At 64.7% G+C, this 24701-nt stretch carries 28 protein-coding genes and 1 pseudogene; 9 read left to right on the top strand and 20 right to left on the bottom strand.

Features of this window, described 5'->3' with window-relative positions; all coding sequences use genetic code 11:
* Nucleotides 1–2: 2 nt before the first annotated feature.
* Nucleotides 3–194 carry a hypothetical protein gene (locus ACRYLT_RS05595; RefSeq protein WP_482663117.1) on the bottom strand — a complete coding sequence of 64 codons (192 nt, stop codon included), beginning with the start codon at nt 192–194 and terminating at the stop codon, nt 3–5.
* A gap of 68 nt (nt 195–262) precedes the next feature.
* Between ACRYLT_RS05595 and ACRYLT_RS05600 the strand changes: the two genes are divergently transcribed.
* Nucleotides 263–1261, top strand: a complete 999-nt coding sequence (locus ACRYLT_RS05600; RefSeq protein WP_482663118.1) for a ligase-associated DNA damage response exonuclease — start codon at nt 263–265, stop codon at nt 1259–1261.
* On the opposite strand, the gene ACRYLT_RS05605 is transcribed toward ACRYLT_RS05600, so the two are convergent.
* The 4 genes from ACRYLT_RS05605 to ACRYLT_RS05620 are packed head-to-tail and all read right to left on the bottom strand — an operon-like array spanning nt 1258 to nt 3993.
* On the bottom strand, nt 1258–1500 hold the full coding sequence (locus tag ACRYLT_RS05605; protein ID WP_482663119.1) for a hypothetical protein: 243 nt from the start codon (nt 1498–1500) through the stop codon (nt 1258–1260). The two genes, ACRYLT_RS05600 and ACRYLT_RS05605, sit on opposite strands and share 4 nt — an antisense overlap.
* Nucleotides 1500–2882 (bottom strand): phosphoglucomutase/phosphomannomutase PgmG, encoded by a 1383-nt coding sequence (gene pgmG / locus ACRYLT_RS05610; protein WP_482663120.1) that lies wholly within the window; start codon nt 2880–2882, stop codon nt 1500–1502. Before pgmG ends, ACRYLT_RS05605 begins: the two co-directional genes overlap by 1 nt.
* 26 nt (nt 2883–2908) lie before the next feature.
* Nucleotides 2909–3187, bottom strand: a complete 279-nt coding sequence (locus tag ACRYLT_RS05615) for a J domain-containing protein (RefSeq protein ID WP_482663121.1) — start codon at nt 3185–3187, stop codon at nt 2909–2911.
* Complete coding sequence (locus ACRYLT_RS05620) at nt 3187–3993, bottom strand: division plane positioning ATPase MipZ (protein ID WP_482663122.1); 807 nt, start codon at nt 3991–3993, stop codon at nt 3187–3189. The genes ACRYLT_RS05615 and ACRYLT_RS05620 overlap by 1 nt, the downstream gene beginning before the upstream one ends.
* 82 nt (nt 3994–4075) lie before the next feature.
* Here ACRYLT_RS05620 and panC point away from each other — a divergent pair, with 82 nt between their 5' ends.
* Together panC and ACRYLT_RS05630 are read left to right on the top strand one after the other, a co-directional pair.
* Complete coding sequence (gene panC / locus ACRYLT_RS05625; RefSeq protein WP_482663123.1) at nt 4076–4921, top strand: pantoate--beta-alanine ligase; 846 nt, start codon at nt 4076–4078, stop codon at nt 4919–4921.
* An 83-nt stretch (nt 4922–5004) separates the two neighbouring features.
* Nucleotides 5005–5307: a hypothetical protein gene (locus ACRYLT_RS05630; protein WP_482663124.1), complete on the top strand. Its 303-nt coding sequence runs from the start codon at nt 5005–5007 to the stop codon at nt 5305–5307.
* Between the two features lie 3 nt (nt 5308–5310).
* On the opposite strand, the gene ACRYLT_RS05635 is transcribed toward ACRYLT_RS05630, so the two are convergent.
* Genes ACRYLT_RS05635 through ACRYLT_RS05645 form a run of 3 tightly spaced genes read right to left on the bottom strand, consistent with a single transcriptional unit; the run spans nt 5311 to nt 7653 of the window.
* Nucleotides 5311–6450, bottom strand: coding sequence for a GNAT family N-acetyltransferase (locus ACRYLT_RS05635; protein WP_482663125.1), 1140 nt, complete (start codon nt 6448–6450; stop codon nt 5311–5313).
* On the bottom strand, nt 6447–7175 hold the full coding sequence (locus ACRYLT_RS05640; protein WP_482663126.1) for a glycerophosphodiester phosphodiesterase family protein: 729 nt from the start codon (nt 7173–7175) through the stop codon (nt 6447–6449). Before ACRYLT_RS05640 ends, ACRYLT_RS05635 begins: the two co-directional genes overlap by 4 nt.
* Nucleotides 7147–7653 (bottom strand): RidA family protein, encoded by a 507-nt coding sequence (locus ACRYLT_RS05645; protein ID WP_482663127.1) that lies wholly within the window; start codon nt 7651–7653, stop codon nt 7147–7149. The genes ACRYLT_RS05640 and ACRYLT_RS05645 overlap by 29 nt, the downstream gene beginning before the upstream one ends.
* A 196-nt stretch (nt 7654–7849) precedes the next feature.
* Here ACRYLT_RS05645 and ACRYLT_RS05650 point away from each other — a divergent pair, with 196 nt between their 5' ends.
* Nucleotides 7850–9514 (top strand): ATP-binding protein, encoded by a 1665-nt coding sequence (locus tag ACRYLT_RS05650; protein WP_482663128.1) that lies wholly within the window; start codon nt 7850–7852, stop codon nt 9512–9514.
* Between the two features lie 3 nt (nt 9515–9517).
* Here ACRYLT_RS05650 and ACRYLT_RS05655 read toward each other — a convergent pair whose 3' ends face one another.
* Genes ACRYLT_RS05655 through ACRYLT_RS05665 form a run of 3 tightly spaced genes read right to left on the bottom strand, consistent with a single transcriptional unit; the run spans nt 9518 to nt 11168 of the window.
* Nucleotides 9518–10264: an SDR family NAD(P)-dependent oxidoreductase gene (locus tag ACRYLT_RS05655; RefSeq protein ID WP_482663129.1), complete on the bottom strand. Its 747-nt coding sequence runs from the start codon at nt 10262–10264 to the stop codon at nt 9518–9520.
* Nucleotides 10261–10905, bottom strand: coding sequence for an HAD family hydrolase (locus tag ACRYLT_RS05660; protein ID WP_482663130.1), 645 nt, complete (start codon nt 10903–10905; stop codon nt 10261–10263). The genes ACRYLT_RS05655 and ACRYLT_RS05660 overlap by 4 nt, the downstream gene beginning before the upstream one ends.
* Nucleotides 10902–11168, bottom strand: a complete 267-nt coding sequence (locus ACRYLT_RS05665) for a DUF3572 domain-containing protein (RefSeq protein ID WP_482663131.1) — start codon at nt 11166–11168, stop codon at nt 10902–10904. Before ACRYLT_RS05665 ends, ACRYLT_RS05660 begins: the two co-directional genes overlap by 4 nt.
* 17 nt (nt 11169–11185) lie before the next feature.
* Here ACRYLT_RS05665 and ACRYLT_RS05670 point away from each other — a divergent pair.
* A pseudogene (locus ACRYLT_RS05670) lies at nt 11186–11545 on the top strand (response regulator); the annotation flags it as partial.
* 109 nt (nt 11546–11654) lie between these two features.
* On the opposite strand, the gene rpmG reads toward ACRYLT_RS05670, so the two are convergent.
* The 4 genes from rpmG to ACRYLT_RS05690 form a co-directional block, all read right to left on the bottom strand.
* Nucleotides 11655–11822, bottom strand: coding sequence for a 50S ribosomal protein L33 (gene rpmG / locus ACRYLT_RS05675; RefSeq protein ID WP_114954538.1), 168 nt, complete (start codon nt 11820–11822; stop codon nt 11655–11657).
* 121 nt (nt 11823–11943) lie between these two features.
* A complete protein-coding gene (locus ACRYLT_RS05680) occupies nt 11944–13086 on the bottom strand; it encodes a DmpA family aminopeptidase (protein ID WP_482663132.1) in 1143 nt (380 codons plus the stop codon).
* A 61-nt stretch (nt 13087–13147) separates the two neighbouring features.
* The gene (locus ACRYLT_RS05685; protein ID WP_482663133.1) at nt 13148–13867 is read right to left on the bottom strand and encodes a response regulator; all 720 of its coding nucleotides are present in this window, start codon (nt 13865–13867) and stop codon (nt 13148–13150) included.
* Nucleotides 13864–16905: a PAS domain S-box protein gene (locus ACRYLT_RS05690; protein WP_482663134.1), complete on the bottom strand. Its 3042-nt coding sequence runs from the start codon at nt 16903–16905 to the stop codon at nt 13864–13866. Before ACRYLT_RS05690 ends, ACRYLT_RS05685 begins: the two co-directional genes overlap by 4 nt.
* 167 nt (nt 16906–17072) lie before the next feature.
* Here ACRYLT_RS05690 and ACRYLT_RS05695 point away from each other — a divergent pair, with 167 nt between their 5' ends.
* From ACRYLT_RS05695 to ACRYLT_RS05705, 3 genes are read left to right on the top strand one after another with little or no spacing between them, the layout of a single operon-like run.
* Entirely contained in the window at nt 17073–17222 is a 150-nt protein-coding gene (locus ACRYLT_RS05695) for a hypothetical protein (protein ID WP_482663135.1), read from the top strand.
* A gap of 30 nt (nt 17223–17252) precedes the next feature.
* Nucleotides 17253–18155 carry a hypothetical protein gene (locus tag ACRYLT_RS05700; RefSeq protein WP_482663136.1) on the top strand — a complete coding sequence of 301 codons (903 nt, stop codon included), beginning with the start codon at nt 17253–17255 and terminating at the stop codon, nt 18153–18155.
* Between the two features lie 34 nt (nt 18156–18189).
* Nucleotides 18190–18747, top strand: coding sequence for an OsmC family protein (locus tag ACRYLT_RS05705; protein WP_482663137.1), 558 nt, complete (start codon nt 18190–18192; stop codon nt 18745–18747).
* A gap of 62 nt (nt 18748–18809) precedes the next feature.
* Here ACRYLT_RS05705 and ACRYLT_RS05710 read toward each other — a convergent pair whose 3' ends face one another.
* The 5 genes from ACRYLT_RS05710 to ACRYLT_RS05730 form a co-directional block, all read right to left on the bottom strand.
* Nucleotides 18810–19373, bottom strand: a complete 564-nt coding sequence (locus ACRYLT_RS05710) for a GIN domain-containing protein (protein ID WP_482663138.1) — start codon at nt 19371–19373, stop codon at nt 18810–18812.
* Nucleotides 19374–19611: 238 nt separating this feature from the next.
* On the bottom strand, nt 19612–20718 hold the full coding sequence (locus tag ACRYLT_RS05715) for a lycopene cyclase family protein (protein ID WP_482663139.1): 1107 nt from the start codon (nt 20716–20718) through the stop codon (nt 19612–19614).
* A gap of 108 nt (nt 20719–20826) precedes the next feature.
* Entirely contained in the window at nt 20827–21828 is a 1002-nt protein-coding gene (locus ACRYLT_RS05720; protein WP_482663140.1) for a histone deacetylase family protein, read from the bottom strand.
* Nucleotides 21828–23123, bottom strand: coding sequence for a hypothetical protein (locus tag ACRYLT_RS05725; protein WP_482663141.1), 1296 nt, complete (start codon nt 23121–23123; stop codon nt 21828–21830). The genes ACRYLT_RS05720 and ACRYLT_RS05725 overlap by 1 nt, the downstream gene beginning before the upstream one ends.
* 31 nt (nt 23124–23154) lie before the next feature.
* On the bottom strand, nt 23155–23505 hold the full coding sequence (locus tag ACRYLT_RS05730; RefSeq protein ID WP_482663142.1) for an ArsR/SmtB family transcription factor: 351 nt from the start codon (nt 23503–23505) through the stop codon (nt 23155–23157).
* 97 nt (nt 23506–23602) lie between these two features.
* Here ACRYLT_RS05730 and ACRYLT_RS05735 point away from each other — a divergent pair, with 97 nt between their 5' ends.
* The gene (locus tag ACRYLT_RS05735; RefSeq protein WP_482663143.1) at nt 23603–24691 is read left to right on the top strand and encodes an alkene reductase; all 1089 of its coding nucleotides are present in this window, start codon (nt 23603–23605) and stop codon (nt 24689–24691) included.
* The last annotated feature ends 10 nt before the right edge of the window (nt 24692–24701 follow it).

Genomic DNA, 24701 nt, shown 5'->3' on the forward strand with positions numbered 1-24701 from the left:
GTTCAGGGGACGTTGTCACTCTCGCCGCGATGCTCCCGATCCTCCTCGTCGTAAAGACGGTGAGTAGCCGCTTCCGTGTCGTCCGTCCGCCGTCGCGAGGCGCGATTGCGCAGCAATGCCCAGGCGATGACAACAAGCAGCAGGATCGGGCCGATGATGTTGAGCAGGCTCCAGTTGAATCCACCCGCGTCCATCTTTCGCTCCCTTCTGTCTCGCTCCGGCCTCCTTGGCCGGACAAATGGTATCGCCCATATAGCTCATGATGGCCCGTCTCGGTTCCTGGATAGAGCCTTTTTCCGAAGGCATCTATGTGAAGCCCGCCGATGCGTGGATCGATCCGTCGCAGCCGAAGGACAAGGCGCTCATCACTCACGGCCATGCGGACCATGCCCGCGGCGGCCACGGGAAGGTTTGGGCCACCCCCGAGACCCTGGCGATCATGGCGTGCCGCTATGGCGACCAGACCGCGAATCCGGTTGCCTATGGAGAGGTGATCCGACTGGGGGAGGTCGAGATAAGCTTCGTGCCGGCCGGGCACGTTCTCGGATCGGCGCAGATCGTCCTCGAACATGCCGGCGAGCGGATTGTCGTTTCTGGCGATTACAAGAGGCGCCCGGATCCGACCTGCGCGCCGTTCGAGCCGGTGCCTTGCGACATCTTCGTCACCGAAGCCACCTTCGGACTTCCGGTTTTCCGCCACCCCGCAACGGCCGAGGAAATGGATCGGCTGCTCCGGCGGCTGCACGACAATCCCGATCGGTGCATCCTTGTCGGAGCCTATGCGCTCGGCAAGGCGCAGCGGCTGATCGTCGAACTTCGCTGCCGCGGGCATCATGACCCGATATACATACACGGCGCCCTGCAGCGCTTGTGCGACCTTTATGCCGCTTTCGGAGTGCCGCTCGGCGAGCTTCGTCCGGCGACCGGTGCCTCAAAGGACGAACTTCGGGGAAAGATCGTTCTCGCGCCGCCGGGCTGTCTCAATGACCGCTGGTCGCGGCGACTGCCCGACCCGATCACGGCCATGGCCTCGGGCTGGATGCGAGTCCGGCAGCGTGCCCGTCAGCGCATGGTGGAGCTCCCGCTGATCGTTTCCGACCATGCCGACTGGGACGAGCTCACCCAGACGATCGCCGAAATTGCACCGCGCGAGGTGTGGATCACCCACGGTCGGGAGGAAGCGCTGAAGCATTGGTGCATGACACACCAGATCAAGGCTCGGGAACTGAACCTTGTCGGCTATGAGGACGAGGACGACTAGGCGGCGGAGGACCAGAGCACGAAAATCAGTGCTCCGAACGCCAATATGCCCCAGCGGACCTGTCGCTCCATCCTGAAGCTGCCGGTGCGCGAAAGTACCAGGCTGCTTGCCGGCATGATCAACAGGAGCAGTCCGACGGACAGAACGGCGCCGGCGATCCAGCCGGCGAGGAGCCCAGCTGCCGTGGCCACTGCAGCCCACGCGACTCCGAAGGTCAGCGCCTCGGCATTGATCGGCATCAGTGTGACGCCTGCGGGCCGCGCTTGACTCCGGACAAGGCGAGCTGATCGTCGATCTGCGCGACCAGGCGCTCGAGACCAGCCTGGTCCCGGGCTTCGGCGCGGGCGACGAGGACGTCCTGGGTGTTCGAAGCACGCAGCAACCACCAGCCGTCCGCCGTCGTGACCCGCGCTCCGTCCGTGCGATTCACCTCGGCGCCGCTGGCGGCGAGCCGTTCGAGCACCTCCTCGACGACCTGGAACTTGCGGCTTTCGTCCACCTGGAACCGCATTTCCGGCGTGTTGACCACGTCCGGCATGGCCGAACGCAGGGCTGTCAACGAGCCGCCAAGTCGGGTCACCGCCCGGATGAGTCGGACCGCGGCATAAAGCGCATCGTCGAATCCATAATATTCATGGGAGAAAAAGATGTGGCCGCTCATTTCTCCGGCGAGCGGCGCTCCGGTTTCCTTCATTTTGGATTTGATCAGGCTGTGCCCCGTCTTCCACATGCAGGGAGTTCCACCGAGCTCCGCCACTCGATCGAACAATGCCTGGCTGGCCTTCACGTCGGCAATGATCGTGGCGCCCGGCTCCGCTTCGAGCACCGGCTCGGCGAGGATGGAGAGGAGCTGGTCGCCCCAGATCACCCGACCTTCCCCGTCGATTGCCCCGATCCGATCGCCGTCGCCGTCGAACGCGACGCCGAAATCGAGCTTCTTGTCCCGAACCAGCGCCTTGAGATCGGCGAGATTCTTCTCGTCGGTCGGATCGGGATGGTGGTTCGGAAAGCGACTGTCCACTTCGGTAAAGAGCAGGTGATGCTCGCCCGGCAGTCGAGCCGCGAGCCGTTCGAGGGCAGGACCGGCCGCGCCATTCCCCGCATCCCAGGCGATCCGGAACTCGCCACCGTCGAAATTCTGAAGCAGCCGGTCCACGTAGCGGTCGAGCACGTCCTCGTCGCTTGCCGAGCCGCTGCCCGATTCCCAGTCGGCCGCCGCCGACATCGCTCCGACCTTCTGAATGTCCTGCCCGAAGAAGGCGCTTCCCTGAAGCACCATCTTGAATCCGTTATATTCGGGCGGGTTGTGGCTGCCGGTGATCTGGATGCCGCCGTCCACCTCAAGTTCGGCTTCGGCGAAATAGAGCATCGGCGTCGGCCCAAGCCCGACCCGAACGACATCGACGCCGCTCTCATTCAGTCCCTGAACCAGTGCAGCTTCCAGCAACGGCGAGCTTTCGCGTCCGTCGCGTCCGACGGCGACCCGGCTGCCGTTCCGCCGCCTGACGAGGGTTCCGAAGCTTCGACCGAGCGCCAGAGCATCCGCTTCGCCCAGCGTCTTCCCGATGACTCCCCTGATGTCATATTCGCGAAGGGAGGTGGGGTGGAAGCTGTGGCTCATTCGGAACTCCATCGTTTCGGGAAAAGTCAGGACGCTCGAGGCGTCCTTCGGTTCAACTCGGCAACCAGGGCGTCGCGCGCGGCATTGACCCGCGTGGCAAGCTCCGCCGAGCCGCCAGCATCAGGATGTACCTTGGCTATGAGGCGGCGATGCGCGGCGCGGATATCGGCCAGGTCCGCCCCTTCGTCGAGTCCGAGCAGGGCACGAGCCTCGGCCGGGCTCATCGACGCGGGACGAACCTTTCCGCGCCGCCACAGGAAATACATCCCCGCCGCGAGCACGACGAGAATCAGGATCTTGATCATCAGCTCGCGACGGCCCGCCTCGGCGCCACGCTGGAGCCGGGTTCGGGCAGACCGAAGCCGGCGATCATCTCCCTCAGCTCCTGTCGAGCAGCGATGTGAGCGATCCCCACCTGGCCAAGCTGCTGGAGGTCGAGCAGCGTCAGGCCCTTCGGGAAAAGCTCGCGGTAGATGACCCGCTCGTGAAGACCGGGAATCACTCTGAACCCGACTCGGCGCGAAAGCTCGGTAAGCGCATCGCCGACCCGCTTCATGTTGCGCGCTTCGATATGCTGCATCCGGTTTCGGAGCACGACCCAGTCGACGCTCGCTCCATGAGCCTTGGCGCGCTGCGTCCGGCTGTTCCATACCAGCTCGGCATAGAAGCTCGGCCGTTTCACCCGGTAGGTCTCGGCATCGACTTCGCCGATCAGATCCAGATCGACGAAGCTGTCGTTGATCGGCGTGACCAGCGTATCGGCCTGGACCATGGCGGCGCGAGCATAAGCGTCGTCGCGCCCGGGCGTGTCCACGACCAGAACGTCGCAATCGGCACCGACTCGTTCGATCGCCGCTTCCAGCGTCTCTCCCTTGTCCGGGTCGAACGTTGCGTAAACCGGCATCGGCAGGTCGATCTGCATCCGCGCCATCGTCGCGGCGCGGTTGTCGAGATACCGTCCGAGGGTGCGCTGGCGGGTATCCAGATCCAGCGCCGCAACCCGACGGCCCTGAGCGGCCAAGGCGACGGCGCTGTGCACCGCCGTGGTCGACTTTCCGGTGCCGCCCTTTTCGTTGGCGAAGACGATATAATGCGGCGATGCGCCAGCCATGACCTGCTGCCCAGAGACTTGATCTTGCGAAAGCGGGCTCGCAAAGAGCCCGCCTCATTCCTCTATCGGAGCCTGCGGAGCGGTGCAAATCATCCGTGAACTCGTTGTCTTACGCGCTGCTTTGGCGGAGCTTCGCCGCCAGGGCGGAACGATCGCCTTCGTTCCGACGATGGGCGCCCTTCATGCCGGACATATGGCGCTGGTTGCGGAGGCTCGGCGCCGAGCCGATCACGTGATCGCCTCGGTCTTCGTCAATCCAAGGCAGTTCGGAGCCAATGAGGATCTTTCCACCTATCCGCGCCGCGAGGCGAGCGACGCCCGGATGCTGGAGGAAGAGGGTTGTGCGATCCTGTGGGCTCCGGACGCAGCGACCATGTATCCGGAGGGCTTCGCCACCCGAGTGAATGTCGACGGAGTCAGCCGTGACCTGGATGGAGCCGCTCGGCCGGGGCATTTCGAGGGCGTCGCAACGGTGGTGACGAAGCTGTTCAATCAGGTCCGGCCGGACATCGCGCTGTTCGGAGAGAAGGACTTCCAGCAACTCGCCGTCATTCGGCGGATGGTCCGCGACCTGGACCTCGAAGTCGAGATCGTCGGGATCCCAACCCAGCGGGATGCCGATGGAGTGGCCCTCTCTTCCCGAAATGCCTATCTTTCCGACGAAGAGCGCCGGGCTGCCCGAGCCTTGCCCCGTGCCCTCGGCGAGGCGGCTCAGGCGCTTGCCAATGGTTCGCACGCCGCGGAGGTGCTGGAGCGGGCGCGGGAACGGCTTGCAGCGGCGGGCTTCGATCCCATCGACTATGTCGAGCTGCGCGATTCGGAAACGCTGGAGCCGGTCGAGTCTCTGCGGCGCCCCGCACGACTCCTGGCTGCCGCTCGGCTGGGCCGGACCCGGCTCATCGACAATGTGCCGGTGGAGCCCCGCTAGTCGGTCACCGCACCGTTAACCATTTGTTGGTGATGTTCGGTGACACAGGCTTTCGACAGGCGACTTTTCAGGGGGCATGTCAGATGGGCCATAGTTTCAAATCCGCGGCATTCCTGATGGAGAGCCGAATCGCCGAGGCAGCCGCCGGTGATGTCCAGGCGCTCTATGAACTCGGGGTTGCTTATTCGACGGGCAGCGGCGGAGTTCCTGTCGATCTGATCGAAGCCCATAAATGGTTCAACCTGGCGGCCCTCAACGGCAGCACGCTCGCCCAGGAGTGCCGCGCCGAGATCGCGGAGGACATGACGGCCCGAGAGATTGCCGAGGCCCAGCGACAGGCCCGCGCCTGGCTTTCCGAAATTGCTTCCATGCGCCGATGTGCCTGAGCTTCAGCTCTTTCTGAAGGGCACGAACTCCCCCAGCGCCGCAATCTCCTCAGCCACGGCGCGACGCTCCGCTTCCAGATAGTTCGCAACCGCGCTTCGGAAGTTCGGATCGGCGATGAAATGCGCCGACCAGGTTGGTACCGGCCGATAACCTCGAGCCAGCTTGTGAGCCCCCTGAGCTCCAGCCTCGACTCGGTCCAATCCGAGCGCAATCGCCGCTTCGATCGCCTGATAATAGCAGATCTCGAAATGGAGATGCGGCACCTCCTCCACTCTGCCCCAGTAGCGACCGTACAGCACGTCTTCGCCGATGAGGTTGAGAGCGCCGGCGATCGGGACGCCGCCGCGAAGCGCGAATATCAGCAGGGTTCGATCCGCAAGCCGCTCGCCGAGCAAGGAAAAGAACCGTCGGGTGAGATAGGGCCGGCCCCACTTCCGCGCACCGGTGTCCTGATAGAAGCTCCAGAAGGCGTCCCAATGCCCTTCGGAAATGGCCGGGCCGGTCAGATGCACTATCTCCAGCCCTTCCAGCGCTTGTTCCCTTTCCTTGCGGATGGCCTTGCGCTTGCGCGAGGAAAGGGCGCCGAGGAAGTCGTCGAAGCTGTCATAGCCCTGGTTCAGCCAGTGAAACTGGCTGTCGGTTCGGATCAGCCAGCCGGCGTCGCGGAAAAGGGCTACCTCCTCCTCGGCGATGAACGTAGCGTGGGCCGAAGAGAGGCCGTGGGCGACGACCACCCGCTCGGCCGCAGCGATCAGAGCCGGAGCCAGGAGGGGCTGCCGGGTGAGCAGTCGGCGCCCTGGAACGGGCGTGAACGGCACCGCTATCTGGAGCTTGGGATAATAGGCGCCGCCTGCACGCTCATAGGCGTCCGCCCAGGCATGATCGAAGACATATTCGCCCTGCGAATGGCTCTTCACATAGGCTGGCAGGACCGCGTCGGGTCGGCCGTCCGGGCCGTCGATGGCAATCGGCAAAGGTTGCCAGCCGGTCCGGGGCGTCGCACTTCCGGATTCCTCCAGGGCCGAGAGGAAAGCGTGGCAAAGGAACGGATCGGCCGCTCCCGCGCAACGATCCCAATCTTGCTGGGCGAAGCTGGCGATCCCGCCAGGGGCAAGCCGGGCGAGAATCGCGTCGCTGCTCATGACTCAGTCTCGTAGATGATCTGGTCGGCGTGCAGCGCCGCAGCCCTCCGCTGATCGTCGCTTCGACAGGTCCAGGTGAGAACCGGCAAGCCGTTCGCGCGGTGTCTGGCGGCGAATGTCGAGGGAAGGTCGCGTATGTCGTAGGCAAGGAAGTCCGGTCTCGATCGCCACGAGGCAAGATGGCGTGCGATCCGCCGGCGCCGGGGCTCCCCGGCTTCGGTAACGACCAGTCCGCGCAGGATTTCGGGCGCATGGCGCGCGAACCAGCGGCCGATCTCCGGGTTGAACGACATCACTCCCACCGGGCCATCATAGCCAGTCAGCGCCCGAAGCACCGCTCGGCTCAGCGCACCAACCCGGCGGCCGGGCGATTTGACCTCGACGAGCAAGGGCGCCCGGCCGCCGATCAGCGTCAGCGTGTCGGCGAGCGTCGAGATCGGATCGTCGCTTCCCTTGAGCAGGATCCGGCACAGTTCCGCTGCGGTCAGTCCGGAAACGAGGCCGTTCCGAGTCGTGAGCCGTTCCAGTTCGTAGTCGTGGAAGACGATCGCTTCCCCGTCCGCCGTCACCTGAACGTCGAGTTCGATGCCATGGCCAGCTTCGATCGCCGCTTCGAAAGCGGCCCGGCTGTTCTCGACACGCCCGCGGCCATGCAGCCCACGATGCGCGAAGGGCCGACCGATCAGCGCGGCGAGCCTAGCCTGCCTTGACGGCAACGACGGCATCGATCTCCACGACCGCGCCCAGCGGCAGCACCGGAACGCCGACGGCGCTGCGGGCGTGGCGGCCCCGTTCACCGAACACCTGTTCCATCAGCTCGGACGCGCCGTTCGCCACTTTCGGCTGGTCGGTGAAGCTGGCGGCGCTGTTGATGAACACGCCCAGCTTGACGATCCGCTCCACCCGGTCGAGCGAGCCGACCGCTTTCCTGATCTGGGCGAGCAACATGATTCCGCAGGCGCGGGCGGCCCGCTGGCCAAAGTCGAGATCGCGATCCTCGCCCAGTCGACCGGTCATGACCGCGCCGTCCTCGAACGGAAGCTGCCCCGAAATGTGGAGCAGACCGTTGACTTCGACGGCAGGCACATAGGCGGCAACGGGGGCGGCAGCTTCGGGAAGTTCGATCCCAAGTTCCGCCAGGCGGTTGGAGATGCTTTCGCTCATGGCGCCGGTAAGCACTTCCCGGCGGCTGTGGTCAACCATGTGATTGTTCGCGGGGCTCACGGTAGCCGTCGTTAAGAATTCCTTAACCCGGAGGCTCCCAGCATTCCTGCACCGATCGGGGGGCGACCGTGAGGTGAGCATGAGCAGCTCCAGAGACACGCGTCGCCGAGGCGGCAGCGATTCGGGTTCGACGGCCCGAAGTTCCAAACAGGTTGAGCCTTCGTCGGCGACCACCATGATCGCGCTGCGCGAACAGCAGGATCTTCTTCGTCTCGCCTGCGAGGCCGGACGGACCGGCTCCTGGTTCGTGCCCCTCGACACACGCGACTGCGTGCTCTCGCCGATGGCTGCGGAACTTCTGGGGCTCCCCGCGAAGGAGCTCGTCCTTCCTCAGGAATTGTGGCGCGGGCACATCGACCCGGCGCACCTTGACGGCCTTCAGGATGCGGCGCGCGCCAGCATCGAGCATGACCGGCCGTTCGATTTCGAATTCAGGGTGATCCGAAGCGATGGCAGCGACCATTGGCTGTACGCTCGTGGCCACGTCGTTCGCAACGAGACTGGTGAAGCGGTTCGGATCCATGGAGCCCTGGTCGACCTCACCGAACACAAGCGCGCCAAGGACGAACTCGCCCGACTCAACGCCACTCTCGAAGAGCGCGTGGCGGCGAGGACGGCCGAGCTGCTGTTGGCCCAGGATGCTCTCCGGCAATCGCAGAAGCTTGAAGCGCTGGGTCAGCTGACTGGCGGTCTGGCTCATGACTTCAACAATCTGCTGACCCCGATCATCGCCAATCTCGATCGCCTGAGGGAGAATGTCGGTGAGCGAGACCGGCGGCTGATCGATTCGGCGCTGAAATCGGCGGAAAGCGCCCGCCAGTTGATCCGTCGGATGCTGGCCTTTGCCCGGCGCCAGCCGATCCAACCGGTTCCCGTGGACATAGCCGATTTGATCATCGGAATGGAGGACCTGGTGGTTCGCACTCTTGGTCCGCAGATCAGGGTGGAGCTCGACGTGGCGGAGAACCTGCCCTGCGCGTTGGCCGATCCGAACGAACTGGAACTGGCTCTCCTGAACCTCAGCCTCAACGCCAGGGACGCGATGCCGTCCGGCGGGCTGTTGACGATCGCCGCCAGGCAAGAGGATGTGAAGGCCCGGAGGTCCGCTCTCGCTCCCGGAACCTATCTGCAGATCAGCGTCACCGACACCGGCTTCGGGATGGACGACGAAACCCTGGCCCGTGCCGTCGAGCCCTTCTTCTCGACCAAGCCGGTGGGCGAGGGGACGGGTCTCGGCCTGTCCATGGTCCACGGTCTCGCCTCGCAGCTTGGCGGCGCACTGGAACTGACCAGCGCGCCGGGAGGCGGTACTACGGCAAGGCTGTGGCTTCCCCCCTGGTCGGGCCGCTCTGCCGAGACGGGTCAGGGCAAGTCGCCTGAGACGCAGGCGTTCCGCGAGACGGCGCTGTTGGTCGACGATCATGATCTTGTTCGAAGAACCACGGCGGAACTGCTCAAGGAATTCGGCTTCGATGTGGTGGAGGCGAAGTCGGGAGAGGAAGCCGTCCGACTCGTCGGCGGAGGCCTGCGCGTTCAGCTCGTCATCGCCGATCACCTCCTGCCCGGGATGACAGGCGCCGATCTGGTTAGACTGCTCAGGAAACACAGCCCGAAGACCGCCTTCCTGCTGATGTCGGGAGACGAATCGGCAGGGAGTGCCGCTCCCGATCTGCCATGCCTTACCAAGCCTTTCCGGAAGGCGGAGCTCAAGTCGGCGATCGCATCCGCAACCGGTCGGATCAATGCCGCCCTTCCGGTGCGGACCAGCGTTCGAGAGATCGGGGATTCGCGGTCGATATCGCCGGCGCACCCGGAGGAGCCTGCCCCCACCCCGGCCTGAGGCTCAGCTCGGCTTCGACTTCCGCGCCACGACGAAGCCGGCAAAGCTCTGGCTGACCGGCATCAGCTCGATCGTGTTGATGTTGAGGTGCGGCGGGAGGTTCGCCACCCAGTGGATCGATTCGGCAATATCCTCCGCGGTCATCGGATCCATGTCCGCATAGAGCGCTTCTGAGGCGGCTTGATCGCCGCCGGTGCGAACCAGAGTGAACTCGGTTTCCGCCATTCCCGGTTCGATCGACGTCACCCGAACGCCGGTGCCGTGTAGGTCGCATCTGAGGTCGAGCGAGAATTGCCGGACAAACGCCTTGCTCCCGCCGTATACGGCGCCGCCCCGATAGGGATAGGTCGCCGCGACCGAGGAGAGGTTGATGACGGCGCCCCGACGCTCGATCAGCCGGGGAAGCAGCGCCCGGGTCAACGCGACGAGGCCGGTGATGTTCGTTTCGATGACCGACTGCAGGGCAGCCATTTCGGAATCCTGAAGCGGCTCCATCGCGGAAGCGTGTCCCGCATTGTTGACGAGCAGATCGACGGGTCCTGCCTCCCGTGCCGCCTGCTGGACGGCTTCGAGGTCGCGCATGTCCAACTCGATCGGCCGGAGCCGCTCTCCGAGCTCATCGGCCAGCGAATCGAGCCGCGCCCGGCGCCGACCCGTGCCGATCACGGTCCAGCCATCGGCGGCCAATCGCCTGGCGGTGGCCTGGCCGATACCGGCGGTAACTCCGGTGATGAACGCGATTCTGCTCAAGGCATTTCCCCTTCGTCGATGGCGGCAAGAATCCAGGGCAAGGCGACATTCCAGTCGTCGATTCGGGCATGAGCGTGGGGCGCTGGCGGAGTCACGGCCGCAAGCCGCGGTTCGGCGATCATGTGCAGCCGATGGACAAAGGGCGCGTGCTTCGCGACCGATTCGTGATGGACGGCCAGGTCGTCCACGAACACCGTCGCCCTGGGCTTCATCTTCTCCACAAGTTCCTGCACGGGCCGTCCCTTGCCGCCCCTGTTGCAAAGCACCCGGTGGCGGATATCGAACGCTTCGAGCTGAGCAACCCGGTTCGCCTGAAATTCGTCGCCGATATTCGTCAGAATGACGATGTCGGCATGCTCGGAAAGGGTGCGAAGAGCGTCAACCACCCCTGGAACCACGTTCTGCCGGTGCATCTCGCGCTCGAAGAACATGTCGAGCAGGGGCCAGACACGCTCCTGCGGAACGATCTGCCCATCCCTGCTCCTGAGTGCCCCGACGAATCCGGGGGAATCGAAAGCGAACTGAAGATCGGCCGCTTCTTCGACCCATTCGGCGAAATGGGTGACGAAATGAAGGATCACCTCGTCACAATCGCTGATCAGGAGCGGCCTGCCCGTGCCGGCACGAACGCTTGAACTCATGCTTCCAGTCTGCGGCGTATCTCGACCAACTGCAACGGAGTCAGCCCGAGATATTTGGCGCAGGCCACGAGGTCGGGCTCATGCGCCTCGAGGAACAGCAGAACAGCGGCCAGAGTGGTTCGATCGCCGATCCTGGATCGCAGGGTTTCCGGAGTCAGTCCGGTCAGCGCAAGGAAGCGCGCCGCGCGCGAATCGTCGCTCAAAGTCCAGCCGAGCGCCTGCAGCGCCTCGGCTTCCGGATCATTTGTTTGTTCATCAGTCATGGCCTACACCGCCGCGCGTGGGACAGAAAATCCTGGTTGTCGAGGACAACGAGCTCAACCTGAAGCTGTTTTGCGACTTGCTGCGCGCTCACGGCTATGATGCCGAGCCCGTCCGCGACGGACGCGAGGCGATCGACAGGGCTCGCGCTTTCGCTCCGGACCTCGTCATCATGGATATCCAGATGCCCCATGTCAGCGGGTTGGAGCTGATCGAGCAGATGAAGGGGGATCCGGAGCTCAGGCCGATCCCGATCATGGCCGTGACGGCCTATGCCGCTCGCGGCGACGAGGAACGAATCCGGGATGCCGGCGCGGAGGGCTATGTTTCCAAGCCGATCTCGGTGATCCGATTCGTGGAAGCGGTGGCCGGGTTGCTCGCCGCGGCGGCCGAGCGCATTCGGGCCGCCGAAACGCCAGAAGCGGCCCGACTTGAACCGCCGGCCGCTTCTGAGGAAGAATCAGGCGAGGAGGGCGACGCCCCCCGTCTTACTTGATCTTGGCTTCCTTGAACTCGACATGCTTGCGCGCGACCGGGTCGTACTTGCGGAAGCTCATCTTCTCGGTGATGTTCCGAGGATTCTTCTTGGTGACGTAGTAGAAGCCCGTATCGGCGGTGCTGACGAGCTTGATCTTCACCGTGGTCGGCTTGGCCATGACAGCCTCTCTCAAACTGAAGGGTGCGAAAAAATAAAAGCGGCGAAGCCGCCGCCCTTGTCGCGCCGCCTCTGCCTTCGGGGCGCGATTCTGTCAAGGGTGCCAGCTTTTGACGCGACGCTCAGCGACGGCGGCTGCGGCGGTAGAGCTCGACGACCGGGTCGATCGGCAAGGCTTCGATCCGTCCCTGATCGCCGTCCATGTCCTGTGCTGCGAACAGCGAATTGACGACCGCTTCCTCCGTCGCCTCGACGACGGCCTGGAAAAGCGGGGAGACCATCTCGTTGGGAAGTTCCTGGCTGGTTGCGACGGCGCTCCGCCGCTCTGCGGTCCGACGCACTCCCGAATGGGTCGAAAAGGCGAGGGCATAATCGCCCGAGCCGTTGGTGATCGGCGAGCCGGTGCGGCCGATCCCCAGAAAGGCGCGCTCGGCCAACCGCTGGAGGTTGCGATCGGAAAGGGGTGCGTCAGTCGCGATCACGATGATCACCGACCCGTCCCCTGATGACGATTGCAGCTGGTCGCGGAGGTAGTAACGGTCGAGGGCCCGTCCGACCGGTAGGCCGGCGATGCTGAGAACGCCGCCATAATTGGTCTGAACAAGCACTCCGAGAGTCCAGCCGCCGAGCCGCTCGGGTAGCCGGCGCGAACTGGTGCCGATCCCGCCCTTCCAGCCGAAGGCCACGGTTCCGGTGCCCGCGCCAACGGATCCTTCCGCGACCGGCCCGCCGCGGGCCGCGGCGATGGCGGCAAGCGCGTGTTCCCGCCTTACCGGCCGCGCTCGGATGTCGTTCAGGAAGCCATCATTGGTTTCGCCCACAATGGCGTTGACGGACCGAACCTGCTCGTTGCCGGGCTGAGCCAGGGTCCAGTCGATGATGGCGGAAGCCGCTTCGGTCACTGCCAGAGTGTTGGTGAGGAGGATCGGAGTCTCGATCTCGCCCAGCTCGTCGACCTGGGTGGAGCCCATGAACTTGCCGTAGCCGTTTGCGACGGCGAAGCCGGCCGGGACCTTGTTCTGATAGAGATTGTCCGGGTGCGGGAGGATTGCGGTCACTCCGGTACGGATCGAGGCGCCTTCGATCAGGGTGACGTGGCCGACGCGCACGCCAGTGACGTCGGTGATCGCATTTTCGGGCCCGGCCGTTAGGATACCGATCTCGATTCCGGCCTCCCGAGCCCGCGGCCGGTCGGCTGCGGCGGCAGCCTCGGTGGCCGGCAAGGCAAGGAGAAGTGCGGCAGCCAGTCGAGTTGCGAGGGTCATGTTCCGCTTTCCAGGTTCACGGCGCGTCCCGCGCATCGCCCGGGCCGATCGGGCTCAAGGCTCAGCGAGTCCGGCAATCGGGATTGTACAGATAGCCGGCGCCGCGCACGGTGCGGATGCAGTCCGGCTTGGAGGGATCCGGTTCGATCTTGCGGCGGATCCGTGCGATCCGAGTGTCGATCGATCGATCGAACGGCTCGATTTCCTTGTTGTGGGCAAGGTCGAGCAGCTGATCGCGGGTCAAGGGTCGACGCGGATGTTCGGCAAAGGTGCGCAGCAGGTCGAACTCCATCGCGGTCAGCGGCACCTCCGTCCCGTCGGCTTCGTATAGCTTGCGTTCGTCGAGATTGAGCCGGCACTTGCCCATCTGCACTTCGCGCCCGAGCGTCGCCGTTGCCTCGCCGCTGGACGCTCGAGCCCGGCGCAGGACGGCCTTCACCCGGGCGAGCAGCTCGCGCGGATTGTAAGGCTTGGTGACATAGTCGTCCGCCCCAACCTCCAGGCCAACGATCTTGTCGAGATCGTCATTGTTGGCGGTCAGCATGATGATACCGGCATTGCCCAGGCCGCGAATCTCCCGCGCCAGGGTGAGGCCATCGTCGCCGGGCATGTTGATGTCGAGAACGGCAAGGTCGATCGGACGCGAAGCCATCACCTCGCGCAGAGCGCCGCCGCCGTCGGCTTCGGTAACCGCAAAGCCGTTGCGTCGCAGATATTCGGCCACGGTCTCGCGAACGTCCTGGTCGTCGTCCACCACCACAATATGCGCGGCTTCCGTCATGATTCCCCTCCCGAAGCGGTGACGGCGGCGATCAGGCAACGCACCCCCACCTTCGTGAACGGCTTCTCGAGTACGGGCCGCCCGCAATTGCGCAAGAATTCGTTCATGCTCGTCCCAAGCGTGTCGCCCGTCACGAAAGCCATTCTGCCCAGAAGTTCCGGCCGGGTCTCCGTCAGTCTTGCATGGAGTTCCGGTCCGCTGACTCCGGGCATGCGCAAATCCGAAAGCAGCAGATCGAAATCGCCCCTGTCGAGGGCCATCAGCGCAGCGGCTCCGTCATGGGCGACAGTCACCTCATAGCCCTCGCGCTCAAGCAGCTCGCGAAGGGTGTCGGCAACGTCCACCTCGTCCTCGACGACAAGGGCCCGGCCGCCGGCGCGGACCTTGGGCGGCTCCGGTTCGATCGGCACAGCCACCAGCTCGCTCTGGGGCGCTGCCGGAAGGGCGATCCGGAAGGTGGCGCCGCGACGGCTTGGCTCGAGTGTCAGCGATCCGCCATGCGCCTCGACGATGCCTTGGGAAAAGGCCAGGCCAAGGCCGGTGCCGCTCCCCTGCTTGGTGGTGAAAAAGGGCTCGAAGATTCGCTGGCGGGCTTTCTCCGGAACGCCCGGCCCGGTGTCGCCGACGTCGACCAGAACTCGCCCCGACGCGTCGACAGACGTTCGAATCGTCAGCGTCTTCTCGAACGCTTCGCCGCCTTCCATCGCTTGCTGGGCGTTGACGATCAGGTTGACCAGTACCTGGTGAAGCTGGTCCCGGTCCGCCTCGACCAGCGGCAGGGCCGTTCCAAAGGTGACCTGAACGGCAATTCCGGCAGTTCTCAGTGGGTATTCGGTAAGATCCAGCGCGGAGGCGATGACATCGTTGACGGCGACAAGGCTGCGCTGCGGTTCCCTCTGCCGAGCCATGGCAAGGAAGGTCTGCACGATTCGCGAACAGCGCTCGGCCGCCTGGCTGATCTTCTTCGCTCGAGTCTCGAACGGCGTGCCCTGCGCATCCTCCTGAAGCATTTCCGCCTGGCCGACGATCGCCGCGAGTGGATTGTTGAGCTCATGGCTGACGCCGGCAAGCAGTGAACCCAAGGCGGCGAGCTTCTCGGACTGGTAAAGCGCCTCGCGCGATCGCTCCAGTTCCGCCTGAGCCCGCTTCTGCTCCGTGATGTCGAGGTGGATTCCGCTGATCGTTCGAACCTTGCCCGACGAGTCGCGATAGGCCGTGCCGATCGACTGCAACCAGCGCACTTCGCCGTTGGGCCAGACGACCCGGTGCTCGAGAGCGATCCGGTTGTCCGGAAAGTCCTTGCGGTAGGAATCGAGGACGAGGTCCCAGTCGTCGGGATGGATGAACGGCTTCAGAGCCTTGGCGGTGAGCGGCGTATCCTTGTCGAGACCGTGGAGTTCGCGCGACCTGGCCGAGTACCAGGTGATGCCGGTCTGCGGATCCACCGTCCAGGACCCGAGCTTCGCGCCTTCGACGGCAAGCTCCAGCTGCTTGCGCGTTTCGGCCAGCTCGGCCTCGGCTTCCTTGCGCTCGGTGATGTCCAGATGGATGCCGTGAACCGTCTGAGGCGCGCCGCTCTGGTCGCGAGTGGCCGCGCCAAGCGAATAGATCCAGCGGACCGATCCGTCCGGGTGGACGACCCGATATTCCACTTCCACCCGATCTTCGATGAAACCGGTGAGATAGGGCGTGGACACTTCCTCCCAGTGATCGGGATGAACAGCGCGGCGAATGACCTCGGTATCCATCTCGGTTTCTGGAGCGAGTCCGTACATTTTCTTGGATCGCTCGGAATACCAGGTCTTGCCGGTCCGAAAATCGAAGGTCCAGGTGCCGAGCTTGGCACCGTCGACTGCAAGCTCCAGCCGGTGGCGGGAGCTTTCCAGCTCCTGCTCGGCCTCCTTGCGAGCCGTGATATCCGCGACGATCCCGTGAACCGTCTGGGGAACATCATGGTCGTCGCGGATTGCCGCGCCAAGGGCATGCACCCAGCGGATCCCGCCGTCGCGCTTGATCACCCGATATTCGATCGGGAGTGGATCGCGCGGATAGGAGGTCAGATAGGGCGCCGCGAGAGCCTCCCAGTCGTCCGGATGGACATGAGCGCTGAGGCTGCGCGCATCGGTCAGGAAATTGTCGTCGAGCTCCAGCAGTTCGCGAGCCCGGTCCGAGAACCAGGCCGAGCCACTCTTCGGATCGTAGGACCAGACGCCGAGATTCGCTCCCTGAATGGCCAGTTCGAAATGCTGCCGGATGCGTTCGAGCTCGTCGTCGGCCTGCTTCCGGTCGGTTATGTCGATGATCACCCCGTGAATGGCGACCACTTCGCCATTGGCGTCGCGTTCGGCGGCGCCGAGGCTGTGGAGCCACCGTATCTCGCCATCGGGACGAATGACCCGATATTCGGCGGCGACCGGGCCTTCGGGAAAATCCTCGTTGCGGTCGAAGACGAGCTGGTCGCGGTCGTCCGGGTGAACGCGCTGGCGGAAGGGCTCGCCGTCGGTGAGGAAGTTCTCCTCGAAACCGACGATTTCCTTGACCCGGTCGGAATACCAGGAAACGCCGGTGCGCGGATGATAGGACCAGATGCCGAGCTCGGCGCCTTCGATGGCGAGCTCCAGCCGCCGACGAGTTTGTTCAAACTCTTCCTCCTGGGCCGCATCCTCCGATCGGTCCCGTATGGTCGCAGTGAAGACTCGACGCTCTTCGACCTTGATTTCGAGAATACTGAGCTCGACGGGAATGAGACGGCCGTCCTTGCACCGGGCCTGGGTTTCCACGCGCTTCCCCAGGACGCGCGGCTCGCCGCCGGCGAGATAGGCTGCGAAACCGCGGCGGTGCGCCTCGCGCAGATGCTCGGGGACGATCAGTTCAGCAATCGGCTGGCCGACAGCTTCCTCGCGTTCATAGCCGAACATGGCCCGGGCGGAGGGATTGAGCCCGAGGACGAGGCCTTGCTCGTCAATCACGATCACGCCGTCGAGCGATGAGCTGACGACCGCCGCTTTGATGGGCTCAAGATTCGAACTACCGAGCACTCGTCCTCCCCCTCGGACAGACTCAAGCTGCGTCAAAGGTATAGCAGGATCGTGTGCCTGCTGTAACAATTGAAACAATTTTCTTCGAGCGACAGCATTCGCCTGTGACGAGTCTCCTCCAGATGCCTTTTCGCCGTCGAGTTCCGGCGGCAATTGGGAGATTCAAGATGACCACTACGGCGAACAGAAAGAAGGGTCGCCTTCGCCTGGCGCTCGCCGTCGCTGCGGCCCTCGGCTGCAGCTCGGCGACGCTGAGCGGCGTCCTCGGCTCGCTGGCACTCCAGCAGCCGGTCACCGATCAATCCTCCGTCGCCTGAGCTTTCGCTCGGCGGCGAGAGGCGGATCCGATGCATCACGAACTCGAAATCGGGGGTGGATCGTTCTCCTGCCGCGCCGCCAGGCCAATCAGCGAGGATCGTTCCTCGCGGCCGTCGCTCGACTTCGGTCGGGAATTCATGCCCGAGTCGCTGGCGCGAACCGCGGCCATCCCCTTCCTCGGCCGGGAAGATCGCCGGATCCTGAACCAGATCCGCGGATGCGAATATCTGACACTGTCGAGCCTGTTCGACGGGTTCATCGAGCCCTTTCTGCTCGATCACGCCCGCAAGCTGCCGCTGGACAGCCAAGGCAACCGGCCTCTGCTCGGTTTCGAGCCCGGACCGGGCAGGCAATCTCCGTCTCTTGTCCACGTCCGAAAGCTGTTCTGCGAACGATATGGAGTGGAGTGCGCCACGATCGGACCGGCGGATCGAATGACCGCCCGGATCCTGAGCCGCGACCCACTGGCCGTCGCGCTCATCATCGTCATGGTCGGCTGGATGGCGCAGAACCATCTCGGGAGCTCGAATGGCGGGAACCTCGATCCGCATTTTCGAAGCCTGTTCCGGAATCACGCCAAAGGGCGGTCGCGGCAGGCCCGCCTCGCAACAGCGATCGCCGAACACCTCGCGGCCGGACTTGGCGCACCGGAAGAGATCTACCGGACACTCGACGCGTTCCTCGGGATCATCGACTTTCTGGATGAAGCGCTGAAGGGCCAGTCGCAGCTCAACCTCGACTCGTTCGAGGCCGCGGTCGGTCGGCGCCTGGGCCCGTCAAGTCGATCGGGGCTGCTCCGCCAGCAATATCTGGCGCTTCGCTTCACCTACATCGAGTCCGGACTGATCCACCCGAACTTCCGCGCCACCCTCGACGGCTTGTTGCCGGTCGCGAAGGCGCCGCTCGCCGAGACCATCCCGGCCCTTTGCTGAGCCGAAGACCAAGCAACAACAGGGGAGAAGACACATGCTCGACGTCACCAGCCGACCCCCGGTCAACGGCCTCGACCTTCATGCGCTCGACGACATGATCGGGAAGGTGAAGAATGATCCGGCATGCGCCAGCGCCAGCTTTCGCGTCAGAACTCAATGGAAAGGACGGACGCGCTCCGAATCGGTCGTCGAGTCCTTCACCTGCGCGGGTGAGGCTGTCGAGAGGAGCTATACGATCGTTGCCGACGAGCCGCGAGAATTGCTTGGAACCGATACCGCCCCGAATCCCCAGGAACTTCTGCTTTCCGCGGTCAATGCCTGCATGATGGTGGGCTACGTGGCACAGGCGACGCTACGTGGCATCCACCTGGACGACTGCCGGATCGAAACCGAGGGCGAGCTCGACCTTCGCGGCTTCCTCGGCCTCGATGAGAACCTGCCGCCCGGTTATCGACGGATCAATTTCACCGTTCATCTCGAGGGCGACGCCACTCGTGAGCAGTTCGAGGAAATCCATCAGGCGGTGCTGGCTACCTCTCCCAACTATTTCAACATGGCCCAGCCGATCCAGATGTGCGGCCGGCTCGCCTGATCGACGCTCTGCGCCCTGCTCTTGTTCGGGGTCGCCGCTGCGCGTCTCCCTTCCGATTTCGATCAGCGGGCTGAAGCCCGCTGCACGGTTCCGCCGCCATTGATTCGAGTGGTGACCGCCGGATCGCCTTGGTAGGCGACCGTTCCGCCGCCATTGATCGTCACTGCGAGCGTCCGGCGCGGATGAATCCTGATCGAGCCTCCCCCGTTGATCGCCGCTGAGACAGCCTCGGCGGCCAGAGCGGTGACGTCGATCAGGCCGCCTCCGCTGATCGTGGTAGCGAGCGACGATCGCTGGCGGAAATGGCCTTCGGCACGGATCTGCCCGCCGCCGTGGATCGCGACACCCTCAAGATCTGGAGTCACGATCTCCACAGCCAGGTCGTAGTTGCGACAGGTCCGGACGCAGGCGTCGATCCTGAGCTGACCGTCCTGATCGACCGTGAACCGAGTCATTTCGAGGCTGCCTCGAACAAGATTGACCCGCCGAGCAGCGCCCGGACGGATCGTCACTCGCCCGCCGCCGCGAAGCTGCACGGAGTCGAAGGCGGGAACGGCGACCGGGGTTTGCGCGGTTGCCGGAGCGACGCTCGCGAGAGCGGCGACGGCGAAGGCAATCTTCTTCATTCTCGGCCTTTCCTCGTTTCTCGGAGCGATCGCCGACCAGGTCCCGCGGGACGTTCGAGCCGATGCTCGCCGTCACCGCCTTGCCCTGCTGACCAGCCGATCGCTACGTTTGTAGCATGCGACATTTGTCGCAGAATTCAAGTCACAAAATTCCGATCTCCCGACCCGGAGCCGAGCGGCCGTGGAAGGAGCGCGGCCGCATCCTGCCGACACACCTTCAAAAAAGAAGATTTCAGGTTCAGGGGTTCAGTGCGCGATGGACCCGGCGGCGGTCGAACATTCCGAGGCTGTCCGTCCGAAGACCGATGATCAGGTTCGGATCGAGCCTGTACAGCCGATCGAATATCCTGTGCCTTTCAGCGGGCGGAACGGACGCGAGGGCCCCGATCACGGAGCGGAGAAACTCGCGGCGGCGCCAGAGTTGCCTCGCCTGATCCTCGAACAGGTCATGCAAGGCCGGACCTGAGAAATCGCGTTGTTCCGCGAGAAGCCGCGCCGTCCGCGCAGCGGCCGCCACCGAATCTCCCGTGAGCGGATTGAGGAACCCGCCGCGCACGCCGATCTTCGCCACGCGGGCGCCGCCAATCCGCCAGAAGGCGGCGAAGTCGCCGCCAAAGGGCAGCGGTCGGGCGATGATCCGCTCGGCCTCGATCGAAGGCGAGCGCCAGCCGCGTTGCGCAACATAATGATCAAGCCGAGACGGCGCCTCGGCGTCGGGAGACGCGCGCTCCGCAACCGCCACCTCGGCAACGATCAGCCGGTCTTCGGCGAGCGGAATGCACTGAATCGAGGTGGAGCCGCCGTTGAAACTGAGGCTGGTGTCGACCAGCACCGGGCGGTCGACCCGATGCGGCGCAGCGAAGCGATATTCACGCTCCAGCCGTACCTCGTAGAGCAGCTCGAGCATCGAAAGGTTGGCGGCTCCGCGCGCGTCGATCGCGCCCTCGGCTCTGATCGTTTCTCCGCCGTCGAGCACCAGCGCGTCCTCGCGAACCGCAACGATCCGAGTCCCGAGTCGATACTGTTCCGGTCGCAACGTTTCGACCATCGCCTGGTGTAGCGCACTGGACGAGAAGCCGGTCATCGGCGCCTTCAGCTTGCGGCTGGAGCCCGGCAAGACGATGTAGAATCCGGGCCAGCTTTGCTCGACCAGTCGTGACGGAAGCTCGGTCCCCTCGCGTTCGGCGTCGAGTTGCAAGCGGAAGCCTTCGCCGCCGAACCGTTCCTGCTCCTCGACGATCAGGAAGGGGATATCAGGCCGAAGCCGTGCCAAAGCGAGCGCAGCAAGGCAGCCGGCGGGACCTCCGCCGGCAATCAATACTCCTTCTCGTCGACCCCTCGCCATGTCAGGCTCTTACTGCAAACAGGCGTGCCGTCGCCACGGCAACGGGTACCGACGGCCCGAATCGAGACGCCCGCCATGCAAGCGCAACGGCCGGCCCATCGAGCGTCGTCAGAAGCCCGAAAGGAAGGCGGCGACGTTGGCTCCGAGCGAGTCCACCGCATAACCGCCCTCCATGACGACAAGGGTCGGCAGTTCCAGCGAGGCGATCCGGCGTGCCAGCACAGGATAATCCTGAGTGTTCAGCCGGAAGTGGGAGATCGGGTCTCCGACGAACGTATCGGCGCCATAGGAACAGATGAGGAGTTCGGTTCCGAACCCTTGGACCGCCTCCAGCGCCCGATCGAGCGCCGGTAGGTAGGCCTGGAGGTCCGAGCCTCTCGCCAGCGGCAGGTTCAGGGTCGCGCCTTGCCCCTCGCCCTCGCCCGTCTCGTCCGCATGCCCCCAGAAATAGGGATAGTCGGTGGCGGGATCGGCGTGGATGGAAAGGAAGAGCACGTCGCCACGCTCGTAGAATATGTCCTGTGTGCCGTTGCCGTGGTGATAGTCGATGTCGAGGATGGCGACCCGCTTGCCGGCGGCAATGCCGGCCTCAGCGGCGATGGCGGCGTTGTTGAGGTAGCAATAGCCGCCGAGATAGTCGGCGCCGCAATGGTGGCCCGGCGGACGGCACAGGGCGAAGGCCGTGCGCGCCCCGGAGAGCAGAGTGTCGAGCGCGGTCAAGGCCGTCTGGGCGCCCCAGTAAGCCGCTTCCCACGTGCCGGCGGCGATCGGGCTCGAAGCGTCGAAGCTGAAAGCTCCCAGTCGGGCGTCGATTCGCTGGAGCTTGAGCGGCCGGCGCCGGACGACGGGCCAGGCATAGGCCCCGGCATCGCCGGGTCGTCCTGCGGACCTCCACTCGTCCCAGGCCGAGCGCAGGAAGTCGACATAGTCGCCGCTATGGACGGCCCGTAGCGGAGCTTCGCCATGATCGGTCGGCGCTTCCACAGAGCCCAGCGCCGCCAGGATCGATTCCACTCGTCCGGGATGTTCAGCGAAGGGGATGAAGGCGCCGTTATGGAGTTCCAGCGCCGGCGCATGCGCGCTCTGCCGGGAATCGAAGAAGCAACGCATCAGCGGTCCCCCGTCAGATGGGAAGGCAAAGTGGGCTCCGACAGGATCCGACGCATCGCCGCCCAGCGAGTCGCCACGTCCGGCCCGACGCCCTCTATGTGCTGCCGGGCCATGTCGCGGCCGAGCCCGTAATTGATGACATAGCTCCGATACTGATCGGTGAAGGCAACCGATTGCTCCGCCCGCGCGCGGGACACGAGCTGGTAGCGCTGGGTCAGCTCGACCGCCTGCTCGCGGCTCAGCCGGCCTTCGAGATAATCGCGGGCGATGGTGAATCGGGCGCCGGAAAGTGCCTGGGTCGCCGTCTGGAGCGCGAGATAGCGGGCCGCGTCGGCGGTCGGCAGGCCGGCGAGCGGATAGAGAATCCGGGTCTCGAACTCGAGCCGCTCCTCCCCGGGAAAAGCGAGCTCGATCCCGTAATTGGCCGTGCCTTCCGCAATGAAGCTCTGCGGCGAATAGAGCGGGTAGACCATGAACTCGGTCCAGCCCCGGCCCCGTGCCAGATCGCGCTCGAGCAGGACATTGAAGGCGTGATGGCCGGGATACCCCTCGTGACAGCCGAGATCGACCGCTCGGCTCAAGCGCACCGGCAGGTCGGTGTTGATCTGAATCAGGCTGCGGTAATTGCCCTGGTACCAATTGTAGCCCGACCAGCTCTTGTCGGTCACGAACTCGAGTGTGAACGTCTCGCTTTCCGGAAGGGCAATGTGTCGAAGGGTTCGGCGCCGGCATTCGTCGATGGCGGCGCGCATGACGGCGTCCAGCCGGTCGGCCGGAATGGTGAAGCGGTTCATGAAGGCTTCGACGCGATCGGCCAGCGGTCCGGGGCCCGGCACGAGGGCATCGATCCGGGCGAGCACCGGATCATAATGGCTTAGAGGCTGGAGCTGAGGAGTCACGCCGTAGAGCCCCTGCGCCTCTTCTTCGAAACTGAGCCGTTCGCCCTGGATCATCCGCAGCCGCGTGCGCGCCGCCGTGAGCTGGGCGATCAGGAACTCGCGCCGCCGGGCTTCCAAGTGGTCGGCAGGGACCGGCAATTCCGACAGCCGCCTGTGCAGCTGTGCGGCTTCGGCGGCAAGTTCGGCGACCGGTCTGGGGCTGGCACGCGCCGCTTCGCGCCATTCCGGCGGGCCATAATAGGCGTCGACATAACCTTCTTCATGCGTGTCCGCTTCGAGCGTCAGGCGGACATAGTCGCGCGCGATGCCGTCGAGGCTGTCCGCCTCGGCGGACGGGGACGTCGCGCATCCCCAGACCAGGAAAGCGGCCATGCACGCCAGCAGCCAGTTCGTCATTCCAACCTCCCGGTCCATCCAGGAGAAGGCGTTAGCGGCTCGCTCGGCGCTGGGGAATATCGGCTTCTACCGGGCCAGGCACTTCCTGAGCGAGAACCGCGTCGAGCAGGCCAGGAAAACGCGCGTCGAACTCCTCGCGCCTGAGCGAGCTGAGATGATCGCGACCGGCCGGCCGAGTCCGAATCAGCCCAGCCGAGCGAAGGATCCTGAAATGGTTGCTGAGCGTGCTTTTCGGAACGTCGGCAGCCGCGGCGGCCGAGCAGGATAGCTCGCTTTCTCGAGCCAGGCGCCTGACGATCTCCAGCCGGGAAGGATCGGCGAGCGCGTGCAAGGCCGCCTCGAGCGGCACGTCTTCCAGCCGTGGGTGAACGAAAGCGGGCATAAGGCCCCTATATGGCAGAAGGCGAAATTTTGATAGTTCGGGAATATTGAACTATTCATCGGTCAGTCTATCTCATCCGGAGTTCAAGGAGATCCCGATGACCAGCCTGTTCGATCCCGTTCAGCTCGGCGCCGTGACGGCGACGAATCGAATCCTGATGGCGCCGCTCACCCGCGCGCGGGCCACGCGTGCCGCGGTTCCGACCCCGATCATGGCGGAATATTATGCGCAGCGGGCCAGTGCCGGCCTGATCATCTCCGAAGCGACCGGAATAAGCCGCGAAGGCCTTGGCTGGCCGTTCGCACCGGGCCTTTGGAGCAAGGAGCAGATCGAGGCGTGGAAGCCGGTCGTTGCTGCGGTTCACGGCGCCGGCGGCCGGATCTTCGCCCAGCTCTGGCACATGGGACGCCTGGTCCATCCCGATCTCGGCGGCGGCCAGCCTGTCTCGTCCTCGCCGACGACCGCGCCGGCTTATGCGCACACCTATTCGGGAAAGAAGCCCTATGTCGAAGCGCGTGCCGCAACTCGAGACGACATCGCGCGGATCCTCGACGATTATGAGCGGGCAGCTCGTAGTGCCCGCACAGCCGGCTTCGACGGGGTTCAGCTGCACGGCGCCAACGGCTATCTGATCGACCAATTCCTCCGCGACAGCGCCAATCTGCGGGACGACGAATATGGCGGTCCGCCGGAGAACCGGATCCGGTTCCTGGTCGAAGCCACAGAGCGCGTAGCAGCCGCGATCGGCTCCGATCGAACGGCCGTACGACTGTCCCCCAACGGCATCAGCCAAGGTGTCGAAGACCGCGATCCCGTTTCCGTCTTCGTTCCCGCAGCCGTCGCCCTCGATCGGCTCGGCATTGCCTTCCTCGAGCTTCGCGAGCAGGGCCCCGAGGGAACGTTCGGGCGCAGCGACCAGCCGAAAGTGTCGCCGGAGATCCGAAAGGTGTTCACCCGGCCCCTCGTCCTCAACCAGGACTATGACGCCGTCTCCGCGGCCGCAGCCGTCGCCGACGGGCATGCCGATGCGATCGCTTTCGGTCGGCCGTTCATCTCCAATCCGGATCTGCCGGAGCGGATTCGGCGCGGAGCCGACTGGACCAAGGACCAGATGGCGACCTGGTACACGCAGGGAACCGCCGGCTATCTCGACTATCCGGCCCTGCCTCAGGCGGTAGACGCCTGAGGATTGGAGC

The sequence above is a fragment of the Sphingosinicella sp. SM1-17 genome (assembly GCF_056821765.1).

Coding starts and splice junctions, on each gene's coding strand:
- ACRYLT_RS05595 (WP_482663117.1), bottom strand. CDS start 194: ATGGACGCGGGTGGATTCAACTGGAGCCTGCTCAACATCATCGGCCCG.
- ACRYLT_RS05600 (WP_482663118.1), top strand. CDS start 263: ATGGCCCGTCTCGGTTCCTGGATAGAGCCTTTTTCCGAAGGCATCTAT.
- ACRYLT_RS05605 (WP_482663119.1), bottom strand. CDS start 1,500: ATGCCGATCAATGCCGAGGCGCTGACCTTCGGAGTCGCGTGGGCTGCA.
- pgmG (WP_482663120.1), bottom strand. CDS start 2,882: ATGAGCCACAGCTTCCACCCCACCTCCCTTCGCGAATATGACATCAGG.
- ACRYLT_RS05615 (WP_482663121.1), bottom strand. CDS start 3,187: ATGATCAAGATCCTGATTCTCGTCGTGCTCGCGGCGGGGATGTATTTC.
- ACRYLT_RS05620 (WP_482663122.1), bottom strand. CDS start 3,993: ATGGCTGGCGCATCGCCGCATTATATCGTCTTCGCCAACGAAAAGGGC.
- ACRYLT_RS05630 (WP_482663124.1), top strand. CDS start 5,005: ATGGGCCATAGTTTCAAATCCGCGGCATTCCTGATGGAGAGCCGAATC.
- ACRYLT_RS05635 (WP_482663125.1), bottom strand. CDS start 6,450: ATGAGCAGCGACGCGATTCTCGCCCGGCTTGCCCCTGGCGGGATCGCC.
- ACRYLT_RS05640 (WP_482663126.1), bottom strand. CDS start 7,175: ATGCCGTCGTTGCCGTCAAGGCAGGCTAGGCTCGCCGCGCTGATCGGT.
- ACRYLT_RS05645 (WP_482663127.1), bottom strand. CDS start 7,653: ATGGTTGACCACAGCCGCCGGGAAGTGCTTACCGGCGCCATGAGCGAA.
- ACRYLT_RS05650 (WP_482663128.1), top strand. CDS start 7,850: ATGATCGCGCTGCGCGAACAGCAGGATCTTCTTCGTCTCGCCTGCGAG.
- ACRYLT_RS05660 (WP_482663130.1), bottom strand. CDS start 10,905: ATGAGTTCAAGCGTTCGTGCCGGCACGGGCAGGCCGCTCCTGATCAGC.
- ACRYLT_RS05665 (WP_482663131.1), bottom strand. CDS start 11,168: ATGACTGATGAACAAACAAATGATCCGGAAGCCGAGGCGCTGCAGGCG.
- rpmG (WP_114954538.1), bottom strand. CDS start 11,822: ATGGCCAAGCCGACCACGGTGAAGATCAAGCTCGTCAGCACCGCCGAT.
- ACRYLT_RS05680 (WP_482663132.1), bottom strand. CDS start 13,086: ATGACCCTCGCAACTCGACTGGCTGCCGCACTTCTCCTTGCCTTGCCG.
- ACRYLT_RS05685 (WP_482663133.1), bottom strand. CDS start 13,867: ATGACGGAAGCCGCGCATATTGTGGTGGTGGACGACGACCAGGACGTT.
- ACRYLT_RS05695 (WP_482663135.1), top strand. CDS start 17,073: ATGACCACTACGGCGAACAGAAAGAAGGGTCGCCTTCGCCTGGCGCTC.
- ACRYLT_RS05700 (WP_482663136.1), top strand. CDS start 17,253: ATGCATCACGAACTCGAAATCGGGGGTGGATCGTTCTCCTGCCGCGCC.
- ACRYLT_RS05705 (WP_482663137.1), top strand. CDS start 18,190: ATGCTCGACGTCACCAGCCGACCCCCGGTCAACGGCCTCGACCTTCAT.
- ACRYLT_RS05710 (WP_482663138.1), bottom strand. CDS start 19,373: ATGAAGAAGATTGCCTTCGCCGTCGCCGCTCTCGCGAGCGTCGCTCCG.
- ACRYLT_RS05715 (WP_482663139.1), bottom strand. CDS start 20,718: ATGGCGAGGGGTCGACGAGAAGGAGTATTGATTGCCGGCGGAGGTCCC.
- ACRYLT_RS05720 (WP_482663140.1), bottom strand. CDS start 21,828: ATGCGTTGCTTCTTCGATTCCCGGCAGAGCGCGCATGCGCCGGCGCTG.
- ACRYLT_RS05725 (WP_482663141.1), bottom strand. CDS start 23,123: ATGACGAACTGGCTGCTGGCGTGCATGGCCGCTTTCCTGGTCTGGGGA.
- ACRYLT_RS05730 (WP_482663142.1), bottom strand. CDS start 23,505: ATGCCCGCTTTCGTTCACCCACGGCTGGAAGACGTGCCGCTCGAGGCG.
- ACRYLT_RS05735 (WP_482663143.1), top strand. CDS start 23,603: ATGACCAGCCTGTTCGATCCCGTTCAGCTCGGCGCCGTGACGGCGACG.